Genomic DNA, 20,369 nt, shown 5'->3' with positions numbered 1-20,369 from the left:
GGTTTGGCGCAGGATGAACCGTTCCAGCTGTAACCTGCCTGGCATATAGGTGTTGCTGATTGGCTTTCAGGTTTGGCACAGGATGAACCGTTCCAGCTGTAGCCTGCCTGGCATATAGGTGTTGCTGATTGGCTTTCAGGTTTGGCACAGGATGAACCGTTCCAGCTGTAACCTGCCTGGCATATAGGTGTTGCTGATTGGCTTTCAGGTTTGGCGCAGGATGAACCGTTCCAGCTGTAACCTGTCTGGCATATAGGTGTAGCTGATTGGCTTTCAGGCTTCACGCACGAAGAACCATTCCAGCTATAGCCAGTTGTTGGACAACTAATATTTATGGATGTCGTTACGTGACAGGTATTTCCAACTTTTGCATAACCAGTAGGACAGGATACTATTGATTGATTCTCAACTTTTGAGCATGTGGTACCTGCCATAGTGTAGCCAGTAGGGCAGCTCTTGTTTGCTGGTTTGATTTCATACTTGCTACAAGATCCATTTGTCCGGGTATAGCCACTTGGGCAGCTAGCATTAATGTTGTAGGTATCCGTGTAAACACAATTTGAACCTGTTAACGTCGTTCCGCTTGGGCAAACTGACAATACTGGTGAAAACGTGCTTTTATCACATGAACCAAGCGCCTCATTGTACTTATAACAGACTTGAGATGTGCCACTCCCAGTGCAGCTTTGGGAAGCCCCCATCTTAATGTTTGCACAATATTTTCCTTGAAGCTGATAAGTAACCTTTACACACTGGCCAAAAGTAGCTGCGTAGCCTTCCTGACATGTTTCACCGATAAGTGGCATTGATTCACTCTTACGGCACTGTGAACCATCAACTTCAAACCCTAATTCACAAAGAAGAGGTTTACTTGACTCGATTAGTTCACAGCGGCCACCGGCATTCATGAAGTGTGTTTCAGGGCATATTTTTTCAGCTGGTGTGCTTGTGCTTATAGAGCAGGTATCACCTGACCGGGTATAACCCGACGCACAACTATAAGTTTTGTTTAATGTGACTGTTTTAACACATTGGCCGGCTTGCGCAGTAAAGCCCGTTTGGCACTCAACTATAGGCTCAATGAACGTAATGCGGTAGCAATCATCAGTCCCCTTGGTAAAACCTTCAGGGCATAGCTCGATATAGAGTGAGGGAATGTCTATCGTATATTCGGCTGCACCTGGAACAAACGGTACTGCAGGGTGAATTGGCAAACTTAAGCGGTGACCGCTATTTGAAAGGTTCAACGTAAAGATATATGTTTCACCCGGTTGCACCGTCCGGCCCTGGATTACGACAGGGTATGGTGATGTAGCATCCAGTTTAAAATTTACGGTATGGACGCCACGGGCGAGGTTACCCAGGTCATCGCGTATTTCAGGGGTTTCTACCAATGTGATAAGACGGTTATTGTCATCAAGAAGTACTTGGGACAATGCCGGCACATGATGGGTTTGGAGCTCAACTGTCGACGCATTCGACAGCGCTGACATTAAAAATAAGAACAGCATTATAAAACGCATTTTTTCTCCGAGATGTATCAGGTTTTGGAATAAATGGTACCGGATAAAAAAACGCCCTTAATTACTAAGGGCGCTTAATTTCAATGTTTAACACATCAGTTTCTTGCCCACTTCACCACACTTGTTGTTTCTGCTCCGGAGTCGTCAGTTGCGCGAATGGTTACATCAAGGCTTTCATGCAAGGATTTAGTAAATCGTAATTGGGTGCCGCCCGATGTCTCATAACCGTCATCCCGCCATTGGTATTTTATGCCTATTATTTTTCCGTCAACGTCTGAGCAATTTGAAAACAATGTCACAGATGATGAGTATTCAGAAAAGTACGGCTCACAAATTGGCGGTTGATTGGGGGTAACTGAAACACGCTCCGTCAGAGTTTCAAGTTGGCCAAATTTGCTCAGAAACTCCACAGTCAAATCGTAGTCACCAGCTTCCTCCAGTTGTAAGGTTGCATATGGCCGGGTTTCCTTTTCGATTGGCTGACCATTAATGAACCATTTGTAGGCTTCTATTTTGTCGTCAGGGTGTCCTGCCTTGGCATTTGTCCGAACACTAACAGCAAGTGGCGCTCTCATATAACTGTTTGATGGCCGTATTTCCATGCCGGCAACCATCGGATCAGCATTAACTATGTCAATGAACTCAAAAACTTCACGAGTATTGCCGCGGTTATCAGATACCCGAATACCTATTTGATGCACCCCAGGGTTCTTTGCAGTCAGATAAGTGAGCGATGAGCTTGTACGCGAGACTTCAACATGTTCAGTCAGCAGCCATTCGTAAGTCAATTCGACACCTGGCGCATAGAAATACGGAACATCTACACGAGCAACTATCGTAGCTGGAGCAATTTGAACGCGAGACATTAACGTAAGTGATATCTCTGGTAACGTGTACTCCCATAACGTCATATCCACCGTTGCTTCATTGATAGTACCGTCTTTGATGCCCTCTACCCATGCCTGAAATTTGAAACTTCCGATTTCACCGTCTTGAATATCTGCCTCGGTAATTGTGTACGAAACATCACCACCACTGATAACAGCGCCACTAGGCGCTACCCATTGCTCAACAATGGTGCCTTCAGCACGCGAGTTTGCATGAAGAGCCGAACCTCGTAATTCTGCAGAAGTTCCCACTTCAGCTTGACGTGGCCCACTGGCACGGATGCGCACAGGAACAATATCTGTAACATTAACCCTATAATTAGCAGATACGTATCCTTCCTCGCCGATTACGTCTGATGTTGTCGACAGCCTGTATCTGACCATCACGTTAGTCGATGCCGATAGCTCGAAGATTTCAGTGTCATTACCTGCAGTCCACGTTGCACCATTGTCAATAGACCACTCTGTAAATCCGTCCTCGGCGATATCGATATCCTCGCGGGTAAATACAGTCAACTGGGCTGGCTGCCCTGCATAAACTGTATGCGGACCCTCTAGGCGTATCTTCGGTGTTTCAAAACCAACCACTCTTAATGATTCTGAATACGAAACCTCACTAGTTAGCTTGTTTGCCATCCTGACACGGAAATATGTGGTGCCGGCAACAGTAATCCGCTCAGAATAAATGCGCTGCCCAGGGTTAGTCTCAATTGTTTCCCAGTTGATCATGTCGTTTGAGCGTTCCCATGTAACTGGTACTGAAGCTGCTCGATCTTCACCGGTCGTGAATTCGAACCGCATCGAGGCTGAGAATGGTACAGGAGCTTCAATCGTCCGGCTTGACAGGATCCCCTCGACCGCCTCTGACTGGATAACTGCCACACGTGCGCTGGCTGATGCTATTGTTCTTTGATACTCAGGGTATGGGCCTTTTGTTGTCGAGATCGCATAGACTTGGCTAGTGTTTTTAAACACCAGGCCGGCATCAGCAGGTATCATAGCTTTTCCTGAACTATCAACATCTACAGTGTCGCTGATTGGCACATATTCGCCGTCTTTCCTGTACGCCAGGTAGGTTTGCCACTTGCCCATACTGGTCTCATCAAACGTCATACTTCCGCGTATATACCGGCCAAGTTCAACATGCGCGATTAATGTATCAGCATCAGTTGCATCTTTATTTTCCAGAGTGATTCTTGAACGGACGCCTCCATCCGGCAACGTAATCAGACGGAATTGCTCTGTCGATACCGCATCTGGTCTGCGTCGATGAAATACGTCAATAGAGTAGTCTGTTTCATTCCAGGCTATACGTTCGGCTGAGCGGGGCCGACTTAAGGTGCTTCGGATTGAGTACTCTCCAGCTCGCAATCGCTGGGCATATTCATAGCTGGCGTTCATCTCACCGTTAGCTGTGTTAACGTTCATGATGGTATCAGCAGGTACTGTCTTTATTTCGTATCTTGTTATTTGATTAGTGTTGAACGGAACGCCATAAACGTCCTCACCCAACTTGTTAAGAGACATCAACGAAAAGGTCGGCTGGGATGATGGTTTTACATTTATTACAGATTCACCCTCATAAGCTGTGACAGAATCACCTTGCTCGTTATAGAACTTCACTCGGTAAGCAAGCTTTTGGTCACCAAGTTCATTGATACCGCCCATAAGTGAGAATGTATATGGTAAAACTTCTGATTCCAAACCATCTGGTAGCTCTAACCATTCAATAGTACAACCTTTGTATGGACCTCTGGCTTGCGTGATGGCCAGCTCAGGACTGGATGCAGTTTTACACTTGACCCCCTTGGTCTGCCTAAGTGCCAGGCGAGTTGTTTCAACTGCTTGGTATAGTGATTCCGGAACGTTTCTCATGCCGAACTCAACCGGCATGTATGAAAGCGTAAGGTTCTTTACGGCTTCGTTGCCAGCTCTATCGGATGCAAAAACTTGCATCTGGATTTCTGAGTTTACCGGGTAATCTAAGCCAACAGGTACCTTGATCTTTGGCGAGTCCCCACGCAGTTCTACCGGTTCGTTATTAACTAAAACTTTGGTGATTTCTGTACCATCATCCCAACCCCCGTGTGCTGCAACCGTGAGGTCTGACACGAAATAGATTTCCGTACCATTTTTCTCAATCACATAGCGATCTGACAGAACCTTTATGTCTGGTGCAAAACGGTCAAGTAACTGTTCGTTTAGAGTGAGCGAAGAACTATTATCGAAATCATCACTAACTGCTACAGACAGATCGTAAAGGCCATCTGGTAATTCATTCATTCGGTACCGGTAGATTAGGTATTCCCCGCGTAATTCCGGATCAGCAGAGGGTAGGCTGAAGTTTTTATCATATGCCACACCGGTAACATTGAATCGAATGGAGTTGTTGTTAACCACCATTAAATTGCTGTGACTTAGCCCATTTGACAGCGCTAAGTTTAACTTTGGATTTTTAGGAACCCACCAATTTCCATCGAGTCCGTAGTGAGGTGTCTTAATAAAAGCGATGGCTTCATCAGGCTGTAAGGTTACATCCAATCCATCGTGTGAAACGGTAAGGTCCTCGCCCTTCAAAGCGGAATTCATCGCAATATGAGCAACGCTAGGCTCACGGAAATCCCAATGTAAGTTAGCAATCCCGGGGGTTCCAATGTCCCAGTAATTCTTGGTGTCAGCAAGCCGGCCATCGTATGCAAAAGCCCCTGTTTTTTCATTGAGGGTGGCAAACTCGCGATTTATCCGAACCTGGCAGCGGCTTTCACCTTCATTGATATCACACTGTTTGCCATCAACGAAAAAACGTTGATTGAATGGCCTTGGCGCGGCGTGAACCACAAGATTCGAGGCCGAGTCCATCCGATTATAATTAATGTGGTCTACACCATGGGTATTTTCTGCTCTGACCCATTCAACCTCATAGTCCAGTATTTCAGGTAACTCCGGCTCAAGAAAGCCTACAGGAATTGAACCAGAATCAAGGTGCATTTTTTGCCCGCCGCTGAACACCGAAAGTGTGTATGCAAAAGACAAATTTCCGGATGAATTTGAAAGCCCGCTTAACTCCAGGTGTTTAGGTGTCAAAGAGTGGGTTTCTTCACCCCATTCAAGTAAACAAACCCAACGGCCCTGTGTATCCCGGCCTTTTTTGGCCAATGAGATATCTGTGGTTAATCGGCATGCATGCGCATCTTGATTCAGTGTCAGGGAAAAGTCTTTGACATGAGCTACCGGCGTATCAGTCATTTGTGATTTTACATCAGGCATTTGTGCAATAAGTGCACCTTTAAACACCGGCCCGTCTTGTGCGTAAAGCGACGCGGCAAATAATGATAAAATCAGTGTTGCTGCTTGAGAGTTATTCATAACCATCCCGGATTTTGGCCAAAGTACAATAAAAAATAATGGCCAATATATCAGTCAGCTTCTTGCTACTAATTCGCTAAGGACTTCAAATTTACGTGTTTAACCCCCACCCCGAAGACTGGGATATCTGCAAGAGAAATTTGCGCTTTTGGTGGTTCTCGTGAGGTGGAATACCAAATTCTTTCTTTTTGACAGCTAAGTATCAAATATCAGCAACCTTAATCTCACTCAAGCAAGGTAGTTCTCTAAATAATACCGTCACAACTCCTTGCGGACGATGACAATGAAAAAGCTTACGAAGATTGCTATCTGTTTAACTATGGGCGCTGCGTTTAGTTGCCAGTCAGAATGGTACAGTCAAAACCCAGACGCATGGCTCAAGGCAATTGAGAATACCGACCGAGCCAGGGAAAGGGCATCAAAAGCGAAAGTGGGTGATAAGGAACTACAGCAGGGTGCGGTGCAAGCACTACCTGTTGCCGGCTTAATTACCAGCAAGTTTGGGATGCGTTTGCATCCTGTATTTGGCGAGATGAAGCAACATAATGGGATTGACATCGCAGCAAAGCGTGGCGCATCTATAACGGCTGTTCAAGATGGAATTGTTGTCAGGGCAACACATTCACCTACATTTGGCAAAATAGTTGAGTTAGATCATGGCAATGGCACAGTCACAAGATATGCGCATGCAGATAGCATTGAAGTCGATGTCGGTGAGTTTGTAAAGAAAGGTAGTCAGATTGCAACCGTTGGTAGTACTGGTTTGGCAACCGGTCCGCACATACACTTTGAAGTATTGGAGCATGGCCGGCAAGTCAATCCCCTGAAAGGATTTATACACTTCTTAAACGTCGGAACTGAGCATAAGTTAGCTGGCGCTGTAAATAAACAAAAGGGATCGTTAAAAGTTGAGAGCCAGCGTTTAACTACCAGCAATGTGGTTCAACCAGATAAATTGCCTGTTAAGGTCCAAAGTCCCATGCCGATGGCACCCGTCGATGTATTAGTTGCAGATAAAGCTGTGGGATTATCTGCAGAAAATGTAGCGGCCCGTCAGTCTCTTGTAGAGCGCGTCACTGAAGATGAGGGGGCAAACGATGCTCCAGGTGAAACTAAAGATCATGCTGTATTAATTACTGCCCCCCAAAAGCTTGTTTCACCAGATGCCCTTAACAAAATTAAATTAGCAGATTCGGTTGCAATATGGGACCTGGCTAAGGAAATACGAGGTGACAACAGTATTTACCAGGCAATACTTGCTATATACAAGCTAAATCCAAGTGTATTCATCAAGGATAATATTAATCTACGTAAACGGGGTGTTCACCTTATTTTACCTGACGATAGCTATATTGCCTCAATGTCCAGGAAAGAAGGCATGTATAAAGTGAATGCTGACAATCGCAGTTTGAAAAATGGCAATGTACGCACCACTAACGCGTAGTGGTGGTTTGAAATCAGCTACTGGCTAAGTCAATCCGCCATTTACACCGGAATGATATCAATGTGCACTCGTGTAAACTGTTAGACCTCTTCAAATGGCAAGGAAATCACGTTAGGTAAGGTGCATCCTAATTGTCATTTTGCTTGCTAAGTAAAACCCCAAAACACTTAAGAAGTGCTGAAAATAAAATAACTAGAAATACAAAGCTGATTACTTTTGGTACCAAATTTTGCAAGTACCAGTCTGATTTCTCCTGATCAGTTGTTAGGGCGGAATAAGGCATCTCTGCTGTAGCCTGAAACTCAAGCTCTCTCTGCTCTCTAACAGTTGCCTCTAATCGTTTGCTTTCAAGCTTGTCCTGATAATACTGTGTCTTCACATCATCAGGTAAATGAGCAATTTTGTATTCAACAATGAACATGCAAAAAAGTGCTGTAAAAACTAACAGGGAAAGAATTATAACTGTTTTCATACTTTCACCTTAGAAAACGAATTCAGACTTGCCATGAGCTTTGAAAGTACTCACTTTTTCACATTCCCCGGATAATTTTTCAGTTGGGCATAAGAAGCGCTCGCCATTGCTTAACTTTAAAGCGAAGTATTCCGTAAATCCTAAACGGGCGCTGCCATACAGGAAATAATTATTTAATTCCGCATCTGTAACCATAGTGGCTGCTGGTGCGAACAGTTCATATATGGGCTTGCTCCAGGGGTCAACCGTTTCGAGCTTACTTGCCTTATATTTTGGCTCTGGCCGAAAGCCCATCATGTTGTCATTAATTGACCTTACATCAATACGTGTTGAATTGACCTGAGTAGTTTGCTGGCCAGCCTGTGTTAACAGAGTGGTAGCGATCAGGCTGACGCCTACCAAAGTCAGAATTTTAATCTTCATAGTTAAGCGTCCTTAAGTAGTCTGAATCATCAGGGAATGGGATAACAGGGAAAACCTCATTGCCAACTAGGCGCAACATGAACTCTTGCCCCTCAAAAACAGCCAGGATGAATGTTTGCTCAAAGGTTGAGAATTTAATCATCAGAAATGGTGTATCTGTTTTGGGAAAATTTCTGTCACAGTTGCTGTTAGCTTTCAGGAACTCATAAAAATGCTTATGTGCATCTTCATTGTCATAAAAACTATATGAGCCCTTTACGATTGCACCACCAGATTTAATGCCTTCTTCTAAGAAGGTAAAGTCCGAAATCTGATCATCAAGTAAGCCCTGGCAGTGCTTTGGACTTTGAAGCCAGCGCTTTATGATCATTTGCTTAACTCCTTCAATGGAAGCAGGCTGTTCCGGGTTCGGCGAGCAAGCTAGTAATACCGCGCAAAGTAAAGCCGGTGTTAGAGATTTGAGCATTAATACCTCCGGTTATTCAGGGGTATTATAGGGGCCGTTTGCAGATGCTATTCCCTGTTAAGCAGTAATTATTTGGGTGCTTAACCGGCATTGTTAAAACGCAGGTTGGTTACAATGCCTGCACAACCATGGGGATAACATAATGTTTAATATGACTGATTTCAGGGTTAAAGCTGTACATGAGAGAGCTGAGATGCTTGTTGCTTTGACCACGCCTATTGCTGAGGCTGCTGGCTATTTAGAAGAGACAATTGAAACAAGAAACTTCTTTAGTAATTGGTATGGTGAGCATAGTAAAGAGTTTCTTCTAGCAAACTCTGTGGTGGTACTTTTGAGGATGCTCAGAAATTCGAACAGTGAGGTTTCGAATCTGGAAGAGTGGATTAATGAGCAACCTATTCGCAGAAGCTGGTTTATGAAAATTGATAATGAACTACGTAACGGCGCAGAGGCAGCCTAATTGTTATGGCAACCCCTGAATCATGGGCGTTTTGTAGGGAACAGCTCATTAAAATTATTGGGGTAAATCGATTTAAAAAAACGGCCCTTCTCTGGGAAGGGGCAATATACAGCGTTATGAACCGGGACAACTGTAATCTAATTGATGCAGTTCAAATACTGGAAAATCGGGCGGACCTTTCGTTGCAGCAAATCGTGGTAATTAAAGCTGTTGCAGCAGAGATGACACTGAAGAACAACTGACAATTTCAAACAACCGACTCTTTAGCCAGTTTTGTGGCGCTAATCTGAGTTCGATTTATCCTCCGAAAAATGGAGGAGCCATGTCAAAACACCCTTTAGGAAACCTAAAGCTCGCCGGCCTCAAGGCAGTGGAAGAAGTCCCACTGTTTATGCCGGTTGAGTATGCTGATTACAGGTTTCCGGTAACAGACTTTGATATAAATCGGCTTATGTCGGGTTGTGACTATTTGTTTGAATGCACCCTGGCTTCAAGCCCTGAAACAAAATTTTCTAAAGGAAGACCACAAACATCTTTCACTGTAACCGACGGTGCGCTGCTACTTCAGTTCGTTCTCTTTGGAGATGTACGTGAACAAGTTGAGCAATTAAAGGCGGCAGAGCGCTTCTATGTGCATGGCACGCTCAATTGCTCTGGAAGCGGGGCTTACATAAATAATGCAAGGTTAATTGAGCCAGTGTTAGTGGGTAGGGTTAATGCAATATACCCGGGCGTGCCTGGAAAGCTAAAACCTGCAACCGTAGGAAAGCTGATTTCAAGTTTAGTTGTTGATGCAGTACCTGCCGCTGCGGAAAAAGTAAGGAAGCTATGTTTGAAGCACTTCTCAAACGGGGCAGGTCTAAGAAGGTACCTGCAGTGTGAAAGAATGACATTGGAAGATCTTCTTTATGCTATTCATTTTCCAGAAAACATCGAGATAGCACATTACGCCTATAGCATCTTTCATAAATTAGCTACGCTATGCGCTTCAGATGCGCTGCTGGCCAGGGCTGCTGCTGCAAAATCAATCCAGCGGGTAAAGCCTATTTTAGGTTGGCCATTGGAGCGCTTGACAAAAAATGTGCCATTTCAGATCACGAAGGAGCAACGCGATATTGTACAGCGGCACTTAGCCGCTCTCAGTGCCGGAGAAAAGGTCAACACACTGTTGGTTGGCGATGTTGGTACCGGCAAAACAGTGACGTATGGCTTAATTGCCGGCTATGTTTGCAGTGCCGGTGGTAGGGTATCAGTGTTGCTACCAAATGGCCGGCTCGCTGAGCAAATTCACCGTGAGCTTTCGGGGGTATTTTCCGGAGTTTAGCCCGTTGTTGGTTAACGGCAATAGTGGTCACACAACAGCACAAATGATGCAAAGTAAACTTCTTATTGGCACAAGTGCTCTGCTGTTTCGGGAAGTGGGGGAGTTTTCGCTCATTATTGTCGATGAACAGCAAAAGTTGTCATCTACTCAGCGCTCTAAGCTTTGCACTGGCGAGACTTCAGTAATTGAAGTCAGCGCCACACCTATACCGCGTAGCATGGCCCTTGCCGAGTTTGGAGCGGTCAGAATTGAATGCATTACTCAGTGCCACGCCATAAAAACGATTGACACCCGGATTATGGAAAAGCATCAGGCGCGGGAGCTGATGCAGATGGTGTATCGTACAGTTAATGCTGGCGCCAAGGTTCTGGTAGTCTGTCCAAAGCGGGAAGCGGATGATAAAGATGATGACCTTCCGGATGCCGAAACAATAGCAATGCAGTTGGAGCAATTCTTTCCCGGCAAAGTCAGCGTGGCGCATGCCGGACTTTCAGAAGAGGGAAACGCTAAAGCCCTCAATGATATTTCATCTGGCATCACGAGTATCATTGTGAGCACGGTAGTAATTGAGGTGGGAATAACCATCCCTAAACTGGAATTAGCGACGTTTATCATGCTGAACGGTTTGGCCTGACGCAATTGCATCAAATTCGCGGCCGCCTGGTTCGTCATGGCGGACATGGAGCCTTTGTACTTTATTTGCCAAGGATGCGAAAGAACCCTAATAGCCTTGAGCGCATGCGTGCGTTATGTGAGATTAGCGATGGTTTTGATCTGGCAATGTACGACCTGAGATTAAGAGGTTTAGGTGACATAGAAGCGGGCTCCACGCAACATGGAGCCTATCAAGGGTTAATTAGAAATATCAATGTCAGCATTGATGATGTTGAAAGTGTCGTGGAACTGCTGAGTTAGCGATAAATTTGCTATCTTTAAAGACTATTGCGTAAGGGGCCTGTGAAAATGGAATGCCAATTGCGAAGGGTCTCACATTGCTCTGATTTAAATGCTAAACCTTGCACATAAGTTCGGTCATTGCGTAAAGCCTTAGTGTAGCTGTTAATCACTATGCCACATGCACCAATAGCTTTCATTTTAGTAAGGTCATCGGTGTCTCTGGGTTTAAAGGGGTAGGTCAAAGAAACCTTAATCTCTTTAATAACCGTGATTTCGCAGTCACACACTTTGGAAGCTTCATCAGCACTTGCGGCCAAAAGCACGATAGACTTTAGATAGTCTTCCCCAGGTGACGTTTCAGCGTTGTCGGGCAATAATATGAAAAATGCAAAAGCCGCCAAACACATTGCAGCTAAGGTGAGAAGAGTTTTTGATTTTGAAATTTTCACGGCCAATACACCAATCTATTTAAATTCAGGTATATGGTAGAGCGAATTAATTATGTCTTTGTTGGCTTAGGTATGGTTTTTCTGAGTCTTAACAACTTGGCATATCTAAATATGTAAAAAATGTACGTTAAAATTGGACACTCCCTGATTTGTTCAAGTGCGAACTTTTAAAAATAGATGCGCCCCGATAAAACGGGGCCGATCTATTTACTACTACTGACGCCGTTGAGCCTGCACTGCAGGGAATGAGCCGTTATCGTACATCTGCTTTGACATCATCCTGATTGTCGTTAAAGCAGCCTCAGAGCTCAGGCCTGGGTAATTTTTGATATAGGATACCAAAGCAATTGTCCCAAACTGCAAGGCATCCACCAGTGAGATCGGAGCCACATTCATCTCCATTTGTGATGCGCCCATTTTCATATAGAAGTTCTTGCCTTGATTCTCGATTGAAAACCACTTGTTCTGAGGTCCATGGTTCTTGAACTCACAACTGGGGAGCTGGCCCATTAGCACAGCTATTACAATGGGCAATTCGGATGCCGTAAGCTGTAGTAGTATTTTTTTCTGCCAGTTGTAGTCTCTGTTATTTGGATCGTTGGGGTTCAATCGTTTAGCCGATTCCATAAAAACAGTATGAAGACCTGACCTGCTCTTACCGCTGCTAAACTGAAATGCTGCGTTTTTACCGTAACCAACATGCTCAATCCGTGGCTCAACGAACGGTTGCGTCGTTTGTTTACTGTTACCCGTATTTGAGGAGTGTTGCTGCTGACTATTAACGTGTTGAGATATTTCACTTGGACCATTGTTTACCCGGCTTAGGGATGCTGGACGGCTATTGACTTGTTGTGGTAGCTGGCGGCCCTGTCCAGGGTGCTGATTAGGGTATCTGTTTTGATTGTTAAAATGGTACTGATCACTCACGGTGTTCTCCAGTTTTGCCGGAATAGTAAATGCATTATTCCAGAAGCATGAAGTCGGGCAATAAAGCTGCCTATTACCCATCAAGCATACTGGGGCAACCTTAAGGCTCGAAAAACAGCTGTCTTAGCAACGTAAAAATATGAGCATGGCAATTAAGATGACCTTATCTGAAATTGCACATATCGAGCTTATGAATATTTCCAAATTCAGCGCCCAATTCGCAGCTCTTTGCTTAATGGTTGGCTTGGCATTCACCTACTTCAACAGCAGGTACTCCTTTGCATTTAATGCTGCTGATAGTGACTGTCTCTATGCCTCATTTTTCCTTATAGATAAGTGGGATAAATCAGTATCCAAGGGAGAACTGGCCGCATTTGTGATGAACAGCCCTAATGCAATTCACGGTGTCGGCGGTAGGTGGATAAAAAAAGTGGCCGCAACGGAGGGTATGTCTGTCCATGTTGATCAAGACAAAACCGTTATTGCCGGCACAGAAGTGGTGGACCTTAGTCTTAGCTACTCATTTCAGTACTTAGGAATGTCCATAAGCGATATTCAAACCGACTGGTTAATTCCTGCAGGTGAATTTTTCATGATGGGTGAAACCATCAGCTCCTACGACTCCCGCTACTGGGGAACCGTAAAACAAAGTGACATTATCGGGAAGGCGTATGCAATTTTCTAAGTTATTAGCCTGTGGTTTAGTCGTCATTCTGCCTTTCATGGCCTTATCGGGTGATGAAGTGTTTAACACTAAAAAGGCGGATGAAATGGCTCAAAAGCTCAGGTCTGAAAAGTGGGTTGGCCAGGACAATTCAACTTCAACTGATACTTCGTGGGTTCAGGGTGTTGTAGAACAAACCGGTGAAGCTTCAAAGTCATTAAAAGCAGATGGCAGCCTGAATCAGTTTTCTGTTGAGTCAGTTGAGGCGAAGGTTCAAGCCTACGAGAAAGCTGCACAGCAACTTGTGGACAATACGTATTCGCGGCTGGATGTTGAACTGCAAAAGCATGCAGGTTTAACACAGGAAGAAGCCAGCCTGTTTAATCCAGAATACAGTGACGCCCCTAAATCACACTTTGCAATATTCATTAGCTTCAGCATGTCAGAAGCTGAAATCAAAGATGCTCTAACATCTGCCCAATCCGCTGGCGCTCAGGTGTACCTAAAGGGGTTAAAGAAGGGTGATGAAAGCATTATGGACACCCTTAGCCATCTCCAAAGGTTGGCCATCAAAATGGATGAAAAGCCATATACCAGGTTTAACCCGGCTGCCTTTGAACAATTTCAGGTTACACAGGTGCCGACGATTCTCTATCATGAAAATGGCAGAACCTACACAGCGCGTGGGATAACAAATTTACGATGGCTAAAAGGACACGCCGTTGACAATATGGAAAGTCAGGACTTTGGTTCATACGGCCCTACTAAGCCTGTCTTAGAAAGAAGTATTGTTGAAGATATTCAAGACCGAATTGCAAGCTTCGACTTTGAAGCGGAAAAAAAGCGAACGGTTGACAGCTTTTGGAAGCGTAAAAAGTTTGTCTCTTTACCCAACGCTGATAAGTCTGAAGTGTGGTTTATTGACCCAACTGTACGTGTTACTGCTGATGTGAGAAACCCACGAGGGGACTTGCTGGCAAGAGCGGGTGACATTATCAACCCACTGGCCACGATGACAGCCGTGCAGAATTTCATGATCTTCGACGCCTCTAATGTAAAACATCTTGAATGGGCAACTGCAGCATTAAGCTCGCCGCAGCTAACCGGGCCGGTAATGCTAATGACCAGTACTTTAAACAGTGAGAATGGTTGGGAGCATCTGGCCGCTATTCGCAAGCATTTTGGTAAGGAAATCTATCTGTTGCCAAAAGAGCTGGTAGATAAATTTAAGCTTTCTGCGTTACCCGCAATTATAACTCCTGAACTTAAAAAACAGGTTTTTCGAATTGAGCAAATCAAACTTGAGGAACGGCAATGAGATTTTTACCCGCAATATTTTTCGTGGCTGTGGGGATCTGGGTGTCATTCTCATACCCTGATCTGGCTGCGCAAGCCTTTAACTATATTGGAAGGGCAATAGAGTGGGCGAAAGAGATGCTGGGAGATAAGGTGTGAAATCAGTTATTAAGCTTCTTTGGGTTGCAGCGTTCATCTTTATTAGTGCAGTAGGGAACCCAACTCGTGCAGAAACAGATATTGAAGTAAACCCGATTTGTGATGATGCGAACGTCTTTACGAATGTCTTTACGCAGATTTGTTGGGACTGCTTTCTCGACAGCTTGAACTTGTTTGGGGTTGGGAAAAAGCCTAACGGCGCCAATGATTCAGCACTAGCTTGCATGTGTCAGGATGCATTGGGTGTTCCTGAATTTGGCACTCCTATGGGCTTCTGGGCGCCGGTTAAAGTTAATGAAGTTGTCACTACTCCCTGGTGCTCCCCTGCACTTGGCGGTATCCGCTTGCAAGACTCACTTACAGGACTTGGCCACAACCAGGGCTTCAGGCACAAAAATGGCGGTAGTGCCGGCGCGTTTTATCAGTACCACTATTTTTCTTATCCGATAATGGCCATGCTGGGAATGTTAATGCTGCCTGATTGCTCAGATGGTTACATTGACATGGACTTGCTGTACGTAAGCGAAGTTGACCCTTTGTGGAACAATGATCTCCTGTCTTTAGTGCTTAACCCAGAGTCAATCATATTCGCTAATCCCGCAGCAATGGCCTGGTGCGCGACTGATTGTGTTCTGTCCACAGCTGACAATCAGGACGAATCTTTTTACGGTTGCGCTGGCTGCGATGGGAGTTTGTACCCCCTTACCGGCAACGTATTCCCTCAGTCTGATCCAGTCGCTGGCAGTTCGTTGATTACACAGCGGGTACTCGCTTCATTACACCGAAAAGGACTAGCCCATAAAACGATTGGCGATGAAGCGATGTGCGAGACAACCTATTTCCCGACAATACCGCGATCGCAGTATAAATTCAGTATGTTGTATCCGGTACCGGAAGCCAGCTCATCAACAACCAAAGGTTATCAGGTGCCATTTATTGGTGACCCGGATAATGAAGAAGATGTGAAGCTTAATGACAGTAACAACTATGCAGGCTCAGTTGGTGAAGAAGCAACGCCATTTGCTGATTGCTGCCACCCTATGGGAATGTCAACTGCAAGGTGGTGTACGCCGGTTGGAGGCCGAACCCGGCCGGGCAAGGACAATGCGTATGTCTACTTAATCTGGAATTATAGAAATTGCTGTGTTCGCTCCTATGGTGGGTAATTAAAAGATGCCCAGTGAGCTTCATGAAAAGTTATGCCTAAAAGCCGTTTCCTGGTTAAAGAATAACGGGTTCGGCGTTGCTGCAATGAATGTCTGGGCATTTGGCAGCAGAGAGCGTGCTGACTGTATTGGGTTCAGGCAGCAGTGTTCTGTATTAATTGAAGTGAAAGTTTCCCGGGCTGATTTTCTGGCCGATAGGAAAAAGCCAGAAAGGTTTTCGGGTGGCTTTGGGAATTACCGATTCTACTTGGCCCCTGCAGGTTTGCTCGATGTGACTGATTTACCCAAGGGCTGGGGCCTGCTCGAATATCAGCGAAAAGTTGAATTAGTACATGGGCCATCGGGTAACATTTGGCCATCTGAAAAAAACGCTATTGGTACCGACTGGCAAGAGTATATCCATGCCTCATGTCAAGAAGCAGAGCGCTCCTTCCTTTACACGCTGGCACGAAAGCAGCAATCTGTGTGAGCCAATCCACAATGTAAGCTAAGAGGCCAAAATCAATACGCTTAACGAAATATGGATGGCTGCAGTTCAAATATCATTGCGGGCAATCGATTAAGTTAGGCCATGATATGCGTCTTAAAAATATTGTCACTCACTCGCTGATAGCAACCATGTTGCTAAATCTCAATGCAGTTACGATGTTGTCAGCAGTTTCAGGCATCAATGTGCTGTTCAATTACGCTTACGCACAAGAAAGTGACACGCCTCTACTCGATGAGCTCAAGGATAAATACGATCTTGAGAATGTTGACAGGAACCATCAAACAACAGGCCAGACCCCGGAGTCAATGACCCGGCAAATGAACCTGCCATCCCGTAACTTATCGGGAGTAATTGCCGAGCAAATTAACGGAGCTGGGATAGCACGACAAATTGACCTTACTGGCCAGACTATGTCAAAGCCGGTAAATGAAGCTGCATCGACATCACAAAATCAAGCATTCTCTATCGGTAAATCCCACGGAAGCCCTTTAAAGCAAGATTCTGGCGATGAAGTTAAGGGTAGCTATGCTAAACAAGGTACCAGGGAGTTCTATCGTGATGAAAATGGCCAACTTAGAATGCGTGCCAAAGAAAACGTCGAGAGAGTATCAGGAATTACTGGCTCTGACCTCTACGGTGTTGAAGCTAAGAATCCTGAACATAACTTCAAAGCTAATGAGAAATACGGTGATGAAACCGGTCTTCATGGGGAGGGCAAAACCACTTACCAATCTTTTAAAAGTGGTAAGTCTGCTTCTGCAAGGGGGTTTCAGGCTGTAACTAACAAAGCTCAGCAGGGAATTAACACTAATATCAATGAAAATGAAGGGTGGCTGCAGCCCGGTTTAAACTCTTTATTGGATGCTGAGAACAGCCCTGGTGATTTCTTTTCATCATGCCAGAACGTTACTACGGATATTAGTGGTACCGTGAATTCGCCAAATACTCAAGAATTTTTCTGTCAAGACCTTGAACAAGCGAATTATGACTACTGTGAAGTTGAAAGGATATCTTATTACCCCTATACCATACTTCATGCATCTGGAGCTGTCATCGGTTCTTGTGGGCCTGGTTGCATAGATGTCACCATTGGTAATATGCAAGATAACGTATACCGCGCGAGCTGTACCACTTTCTCCAGCTCTGCAAGCCTCATTTTGAACCCGGCGCTAAAAGTACAATCTGTCAAAGTGGTTGAAAGTGCAATTGATGACCATGCTACATTGAAGGTCAACGGTGCAACGGCCTGGTCTATGTTAAATGGTTCACCCGGTAGTAGTGGTGATTTGTCTCAGGTTAGTAGATGTGAGTTGGCTACTAACTTTAGACCAAGCCATTCGGGGAATATGTTCGATGCTATCTCTTCTGCTCACAATAATAATCAGCAAATTGACTTTAATTTCGATGTTCTAGTTGATAACAAAGGCGAGGGGGGTATTAGATTTCAGATCCAGATGATAAATCCTAACGGAAAAGGTTTTGGTGTAGAAATAAAGCAGTTCCCAGAGGGCTGTTACGATGCACTTGATAAGAAGGCCCGTGAAGATAACCCCTTAGCCGGGTATATGGAGCCTGATAATCTCAATGATGTTGTTTACCAGTGCAGTAGAAGTGCGTCCCTACCAACATGCTCAATTGGTGAAGTTGTTGGTACGGTCACTGAAGAGCAATGCGCCATTAAACCTGAAACCGAATTTTATTGTGATACGGGAAGTCTAGAGGGTGAAAAGTGCACTACTGAACCTCAAACAAACCAATGCCCTGTTGGCTTCGCTCTGGACACCCAAACAAACAAGTGCCTTGCCAGTGCGCAGACCCGACCAATCTGTAGTGGTAATTTTACGTTACAAGAAATCGGATATAAAGGCGATATTACTAAAATGTGTACCAGGCCAACTGATGGGCGCTCCTCTCCGAGTTGGAGTTGCAACGGCCCATCAGGATTCGGTCCTTATTCCTTTGGGGGTGGAAGCTGTTCAGTCATTACAGAAGAATTCTACGATAGCAACAATGAACTTATCAAAACCGAAGATGAGATGGGGAATAAATTACTTCATCGGTCCTTTGTAGATACTGCGAGTTGTAGGAAAAACTTTATTGGTGAGGCTGCAGAAGAGCCGACTAGTTTTTGTAAATTCGAAAAGTACCAACCAATAGACGTTGGCTCTAAAAACTATCCTGTTGAATTTTTGAATAGTATTCCACAATTCTATTCAGGAGATGAAGGGCACAAAACTTGGAAGGTCAATCTTGAGGGCTATGAGTGTGACCCGACTTATGGGCAAATACTACCTTTTACTAACCCTGAAACGGGTGAGCTTGAGAATTATACTTGGAAGGAAATCCAAAAATTACCTCAGCAGTGTCAACGCTATATAGATGATCCTGCTTGTAGAGAAGTTGCCAGGGAATGCACTGACGGCTGGTTTGAGGAGCAAACTGGCCGCTGTATGGCTGATACTGTCACATTCCGCTGCGACCGCGGTAAGGAAATTGACTACAGCTACTCCGAAACGACCAATACGTGTTCAGGAATTTTACCGTGCTCAGGCGGTGATTGTTTCGGTACTGAACAAGAGTCAAATGGCAGATTTGTAGAGGCAATGGTGGCTGGTTCAATCCTGGATAATATCCAGTCTGACAGCTCGTGCACTGACCCTAAAGATCCTTCAACTTGCCGCATATTCGAAGGCGAGTACAAATATTGTTCTTGGGAAACAACGGGACTTGGTAGCGATTGCTGCGAGCAGCCAGGTGGAATAGATATTCTGGCTTATGTCTCATTTAGCCGGCAGATGATGAAAGTAGGGCAGATGGCAGGTAATGGTGCTTTTGGCACCGGGGCACAAGGTATGTACTCTACACTAAGTGAACCAATTACCAGTGCTGGCCAGGCGGTGTCAAATTGGGCTAGTAGTGCTTATAGTAGTTCCATGAACAGTTTGTTTGGTGCAGAAGAGGTAATTGCTGAAGGTACTGCTACGGCAGTTAATGCTGCTGCAGGTGAAACTGCTACTGCTGCAATTGAGGCCGTGTTAGCTCAGCTTCAACAACAAGTCTATTCGTTCGTTTATGACATGCTGCCAGATCAGCTTGCCAGTATGATATTTACGGAGACAGCTAACGTAGCTGCTGGCGAAGCGTCATCCTTAGTAATGAATGAAGCGCTTTCAAACGCAATGAGCAATGTAATGGCTGTTTATGCTGCTTATCAAATGATTAAGCTTGCGCTTACCTTGCTTACTGCCTGTGACAAAGTTGAAATGGATATGGGTATTAAGCTGGCTCAAAGATCATGTTTTGCAGTCGGGCAAAAGTATTGTTCGAAGCGGTACCCACTAATAGGGACATGCATGCAAAACCGTCAAGACTATTGCTGTTACTCCTCAATTTTATCGAGGATAATCATGAAGGAGTCGTACAACCAATTAGGGATTAATCCTATGGCCGGCGGGCGTCCAACTGAAGAGCAGGCAGAATCAGGTGAAACTAATGCTTGCTTAGGTTTAACACAAGAGCAGCTTTCTATGGTGGACTTTGCAGCTCCGAGTATGCAAAGTGCACTACAAGAGTGGGTAGGCCTTTTACTTGAGTCGGGAGAGATACTAACCGAATCAAGTGAGCAGATCCTTACCGGGGGGGCCTCGAAAAAAGATGTTAGCTGCCAAGTAATTATGCAACCTGTAATTGACCCATTAACGGGTGAGCAAATTGTTGACCGTAATGGTAACAGTGTATGGGAAGAAACTGGAGAACAAGATTGCTATCAAAGAGCTGATGGTGGGCAAATTTTCAATGCTGATGCGAGGAAGCCTACAGGACAAAGAACAAAGGACCGGCTCGGAACAGCTGATGAACGGGTGCAGGAGGCAAAAGATTACATGAAAGATGCCGCAAATAACTTAGATTGCTCTATTCATCCGCGGCCACCAGTTTGCAATTATGGTTTAAATTAA

The 20,369-nt window shown here is 44.9% G+C and carries 19 protein-coding genes; 12 read left to right on the top strand and 7 right to left on the bottom strand.

Annotated elements, in window-relative coordinates:
• Positions 1–1,523 (bottom strand): hypothetical protein (locus tag MJX74_RS19820; protein ID WP_240224744.1); only part of this gene is annotated, 1,523 nt, incomplete at its 3' end.
• A gap of 95 nt (positions 1,524–1,618) precedes the next feature.
• Complete coding sequence (locus MJX74_RS19815; protein WP_240224743.1) at positions 1,619–5,776, bottom strand: Ig-like domain-containing protein; 4,158 nt, start codon at positions 5,774–5,776, stop codon at positions 1,619–1,621.
• A 283-nt stretch (positions 5,777–6,059) separates the two neighbouring features.
• Between MJX74_RS19815 and MJX74_RS19810 the strand changes: the two genes are divergently transcribed.
• Complete coding sequence (locus MJX74_RS19810) at positions 6,060–7,220, top strand: FimV/HubP family polar landmark protein (protein WP_240224742.1); 1,161 nt, start codon at positions 6,060–6,062, stop codon at positions 7,218–7,220.
• Between the two features lie 127 nt (positions 7,221–7,347).
• Here MJX74_RS19810 and MJX74_RS19805 read toward each other — a convergent pair whose 3' ends face one another.
• From MJX74_RS19805 to MJX74_RS19795, 3 genes are read right to left on the bottom strand one after another with little or no spacing between them, the layout of a single operon-like run.
• Entirely contained in the window at positions 7,348–7,692 is a 345-nt protein-coding gene (locus tag MJX74_RS19805) for a hypothetical protein (protein ID WP_240224741.1), read from the bottom strand.
• Between the two features lie 9 nt (positions 7,693–7,701).
• Positions 7,702–8,115, bottom strand: a complete 414-nt coding sequence (locus tag MJX74_RS19800; protein WP_240224740.1) for a hypothetical protein — start codon at positions 8,113–8,115, stop codon at positions 7,702–7,704.
• Positions 8,105–8,581 carry a hypothetical protein gene (locus MJX74_RS19795; RefSeq protein WP_240224739.1) on the bottom strand — a complete coding sequence of 159 codons (477 nt, stop codon included), beginning with the start codon at positions 8,579–8,581 and terminating at the stop codon, positions 8,105–8,107. The genes MJX74_RS19800 and MJX74_RS19795 overlap by 11 nt, the downstream gene beginning before the upstream one ends.
• A 142-nt stretch (positions 8,582–8,723) precedes the next feature.
• Here MJX74_RS19795 and MJX74_RS19790 point away from each other — a divergent pair, with 142 nt between their 5' ends.
• The 5 genes from MJX74_RS19790 to MJX74_RS19770 all read left to right on the top strand — a co-directional run bounded on the left by MJX74_RS19790 (position 8,724) and on the right by MJX74_RS19770 (position 11,280).
• The gene (locus tag MJX74_RS19790; protein WP_240224738.1) at positions 8,724–9,041 is read left to right on the top strand and encodes a hypothetical protein; all 318 of its coding nucleotides are present in this window, start codon (positions 8,724–8,726) and stop codon (positions 9,039–9,041) included.
• Positions 9,042–9,046: 5 nt separating this feature from the next.
• Positions 9,047–9,283: a hypothetical protein gene (locus tag MJX74_RS19785; RefSeq protein WP_240224737.1), complete on the top strand. Its 237-nt coding sequence runs from the start codon at positions 9,047–9,049 to the stop codon at positions 9,281–9,283.
• 80 nt (positions 9,284–9,363) lie between these two features.
• Positions 9,364–10,365: a DEAD/DEAH box helicase family protein gene (locus MJX74_RS19780; protein WP_240224736.1), complete on the top strand. Its 1,002-nt coding sequence runs from the start codon at positions 9,364–9,366 to the stop codon at positions 10,363–10,365.
• Between the two features lie 4 nt (positions 10,366–10,369).
• Positions 10,370–10,999, top strand: coding sequence for a helicase-related protein (locus tag MJX74_RS19775; RefSeq protein WP_240224735.1), 630 nt, complete (start codon positions 10,370–10,372; stop codon positions 10,997–10,999).
• Between the two features lie 5 nt (positions 11,000–11,004).
• Entirely contained in the window at positions 11,005–11,280 is a 276-nt protein-coding gene (locus MJX74_RS19770) for a hypothetical protein (RefSeq protein ID WP_240224734.1), read from the top strand.
• Between the two features lie 17 nt (positions 11,281–11,297).
• On the opposite strand, the gene MJX74_RS19765 is transcribed toward MJX74_RS19770, so the two are convergent.
• Together MJX74_RS19765 and MJX74_RS19760 are read right to left on the bottom strand one after the other, a co-directional pair.
• Positions 11,298–11,711, bottom strand: coding sequence for a hypothetical protein (locus MJX74_RS19765; RefSeq protein WP_240224733.1), 414 nt, complete (start codon positions 11,709–11,711; stop codon positions 11,298–11,300).
• Between the two features lie 213 nt (positions 11,712–11,924).
• Positions 11,925–12,638 (bottom strand): hypothetical protein, encoded by a 714-nt coding sequence (locus MJX74_RS19760; protein WP_240224732.1) that lies wholly within the window; start codon positions 12,636–12,638, stop codon positions 11,925–11,927.
• 157 nt (positions 12,639–12,795) lie between these two features.
• On the opposite strand from MJX74_RS19760, the gene lepB reads away from it, so the two are divergent.
• The 6 genes from lepB to traN all read left to right on the top strand — a co-directional run bounded on the left by lepB (position 12,796) and on the right by traN (position 20,369).
• On the top strand, positions 12,796–13,323 hold the full coding sequence (gene lepB / locus MJX74_RS19755) for a signal peptidase I (protein WP_240224731.1): 528 nt from the start codon (positions 12,796–12,798) through the stop codon (positions 13,321–13,323).
• Entirely contained in the window at positions 13,310–14,620 is a 1,311-nt protein-coding gene (locus MJX74_RS19750) for a TrbC family F-type conjugative pilus assembly protein (protein ID WP_240224730.1), read from the top strand. Before lepB ends, MJX74_RS19750 begins: the two co-directional genes overlap by 14 nt.
• Complete coding sequence (locus MJX74_RS19745; RefSeq protein ID WP_240224729.1) at positions 14,617–14,757, top strand: hypothetical protein; 141 nt, start codon at positions 14,617–14,619, stop codon at positions 14,755–14,757. The genes MJX74_RS19750 and MJX74_RS19745 overlap by 4 nt, the downstream gene beginning before the upstream one ends.
• Positions 14,754–15,923, top strand: a complete 1,170-nt coding sequence (locus tag MJX74_RS19740; protein WP_240224728.1) for a TraU family protein — start codon at positions 14,754–14,756, stop codon at positions 15,921–15,923. Before MJX74_RS19745 ends, MJX74_RS19740 begins: the two co-directional genes overlap by 4 nt.
• A 7-nt stretch (positions 15,924–15,930) precedes the next feature.
• Positions 15,931–16,392 carry a hypothetical protein gene (locus tag MJX74_RS19735; protein WP_240224727.1) on the top strand — a complete coding sequence of 154 codons (462 nt, stop codon included), beginning with the start codon at positions 15,931–15,933 and terminating at the stop codon, positions 16,390–16,392.
• 107 nt (positions 16,393–16,499) lie between these two features.
• Positions 16,500–20,369: a conjugal transfer protein TraN gene (gene traN / locus MJX74_RS19730; protein ID WP_240224726.1), complete on the top strand. Its 3,870-nt coding sequence runs from the start codon at positions 16,500–16,502 to the stop codon at positions 20,367–20,369.

Origin of the sequence: Rheinheimera hassiensis, from assembly GCF_022436675.1 — a bacterium.
In the GTDB taxonomy this organism is placed as follows: Bacteria; Pseudomonadota; Gammaproteobacteria; order Enterobacterales; family Alteromonadaceae; genus Alishewanella; species Alishewanella hassiensis.
The sequence above is the reverse complement of the archived record's forward strand: the minus strand, read 5'-3'. Positions and strand labels throughout refer to the sequence as shown.

What these genes read in the sequence shown, in the direction of transcription:
- MJX74_RS19810 (WP_240224742.1), top strand. Translation starts at nt 6,060, where the DNA reads ATGAAAAAGCTTACGAAGATTGCTATCTGTTTAACTATGGGCGCTGCG.
- MJX74_RS19805 (WP_240224741.1), bottom strand. Translation starts at nt 7,692, where the DNA reads ATGAAAACAGTTATAATTCTTTCCCTGTTAGTTTTTACAGCACTTTTT.
- MJX74_RS19780 (WP_240224736.1), top strand. Translation starts at nt 9,364, where the DNA reads ATGTCAAAACACCCTTTAGGAAACCTAAAGCTCGCCGGCCTCAAGGCA.
- MJX74_RS19790 (WP_240224738.1), top strand. Translation starts at nt 8,724, where the DNA reads ATGTTTAATATGACTGATTTCAGGGTTAAAGCTGTACATGAGAGAGCT.
- lepB (WP_240224731.1), top strand. Translation starts at nt 12,796, where the DNA reads ATGACCTTATCTGAAATTGCACATATCGAGCTTATGAATATTTCCAAA.
- traN (WP_240224726.1), top strand. Translation starts at nt 16,500, where the DNA reads ATGCGTCTTAAAAATATTGTCACTCACTCGCTGATAGCAACCATGTTG.
- MJX74_RS19795 (WP_240224739.1), bottom strand. Translation starts at nt 8,581, where the DNA reads ATGCTCAAATCTCTAACACCGGCTTTACTTTGCGCGGTATTACTAGCT.
- MJX74_RS19745 (WP_240224729.1), top strand. Translation starts at nt 14,617, where the DNA reads ATGAGATTTTTACCCGCAATATTTTTCGTGGCTGTGGGGATCTGGGTG.
- MJX74_RS19815 (WP_240224743.1), bottom strand. Translation starts at nt 5,776, where the DNA reads ATGAATAACTCTCAAGCAGCAACACTGATTTTATCATTATTTGCCGCG.
- MJX74_RS19750 (WP_240224730.1), top strand. Translation starts at nt 13,310, where the DNA reads ATGCAATTTTCTAAGTTATTAGCCTGTGGTTTAGTCGTCATTCTGCCT.
- MJX74_RS19735 (WP_240224727.1), top strand. Translation starts at nt 15,931, where the DNA reads ATGCCCAGTGAGCTTCATGAAAAGTTATGCCTAAAAGCCGTTTCCTGG.
- MJX74_RS19785 (WP_240224737.1), top strand. Translation starts at nt 9,047, where the DNA reads ATGGCAACCCCTGAATCATGGGCGTTTTGTAGGGAACAGCTCATTAAA.
- MJX74_RS19800 (WP_240224740.1), bottom strand. Translation starts at nt 8,115, where the DNA reads ATGAAGATTAAAATTCTGACTTTGGTAGGCGTCAGCCTGATCGCTACC.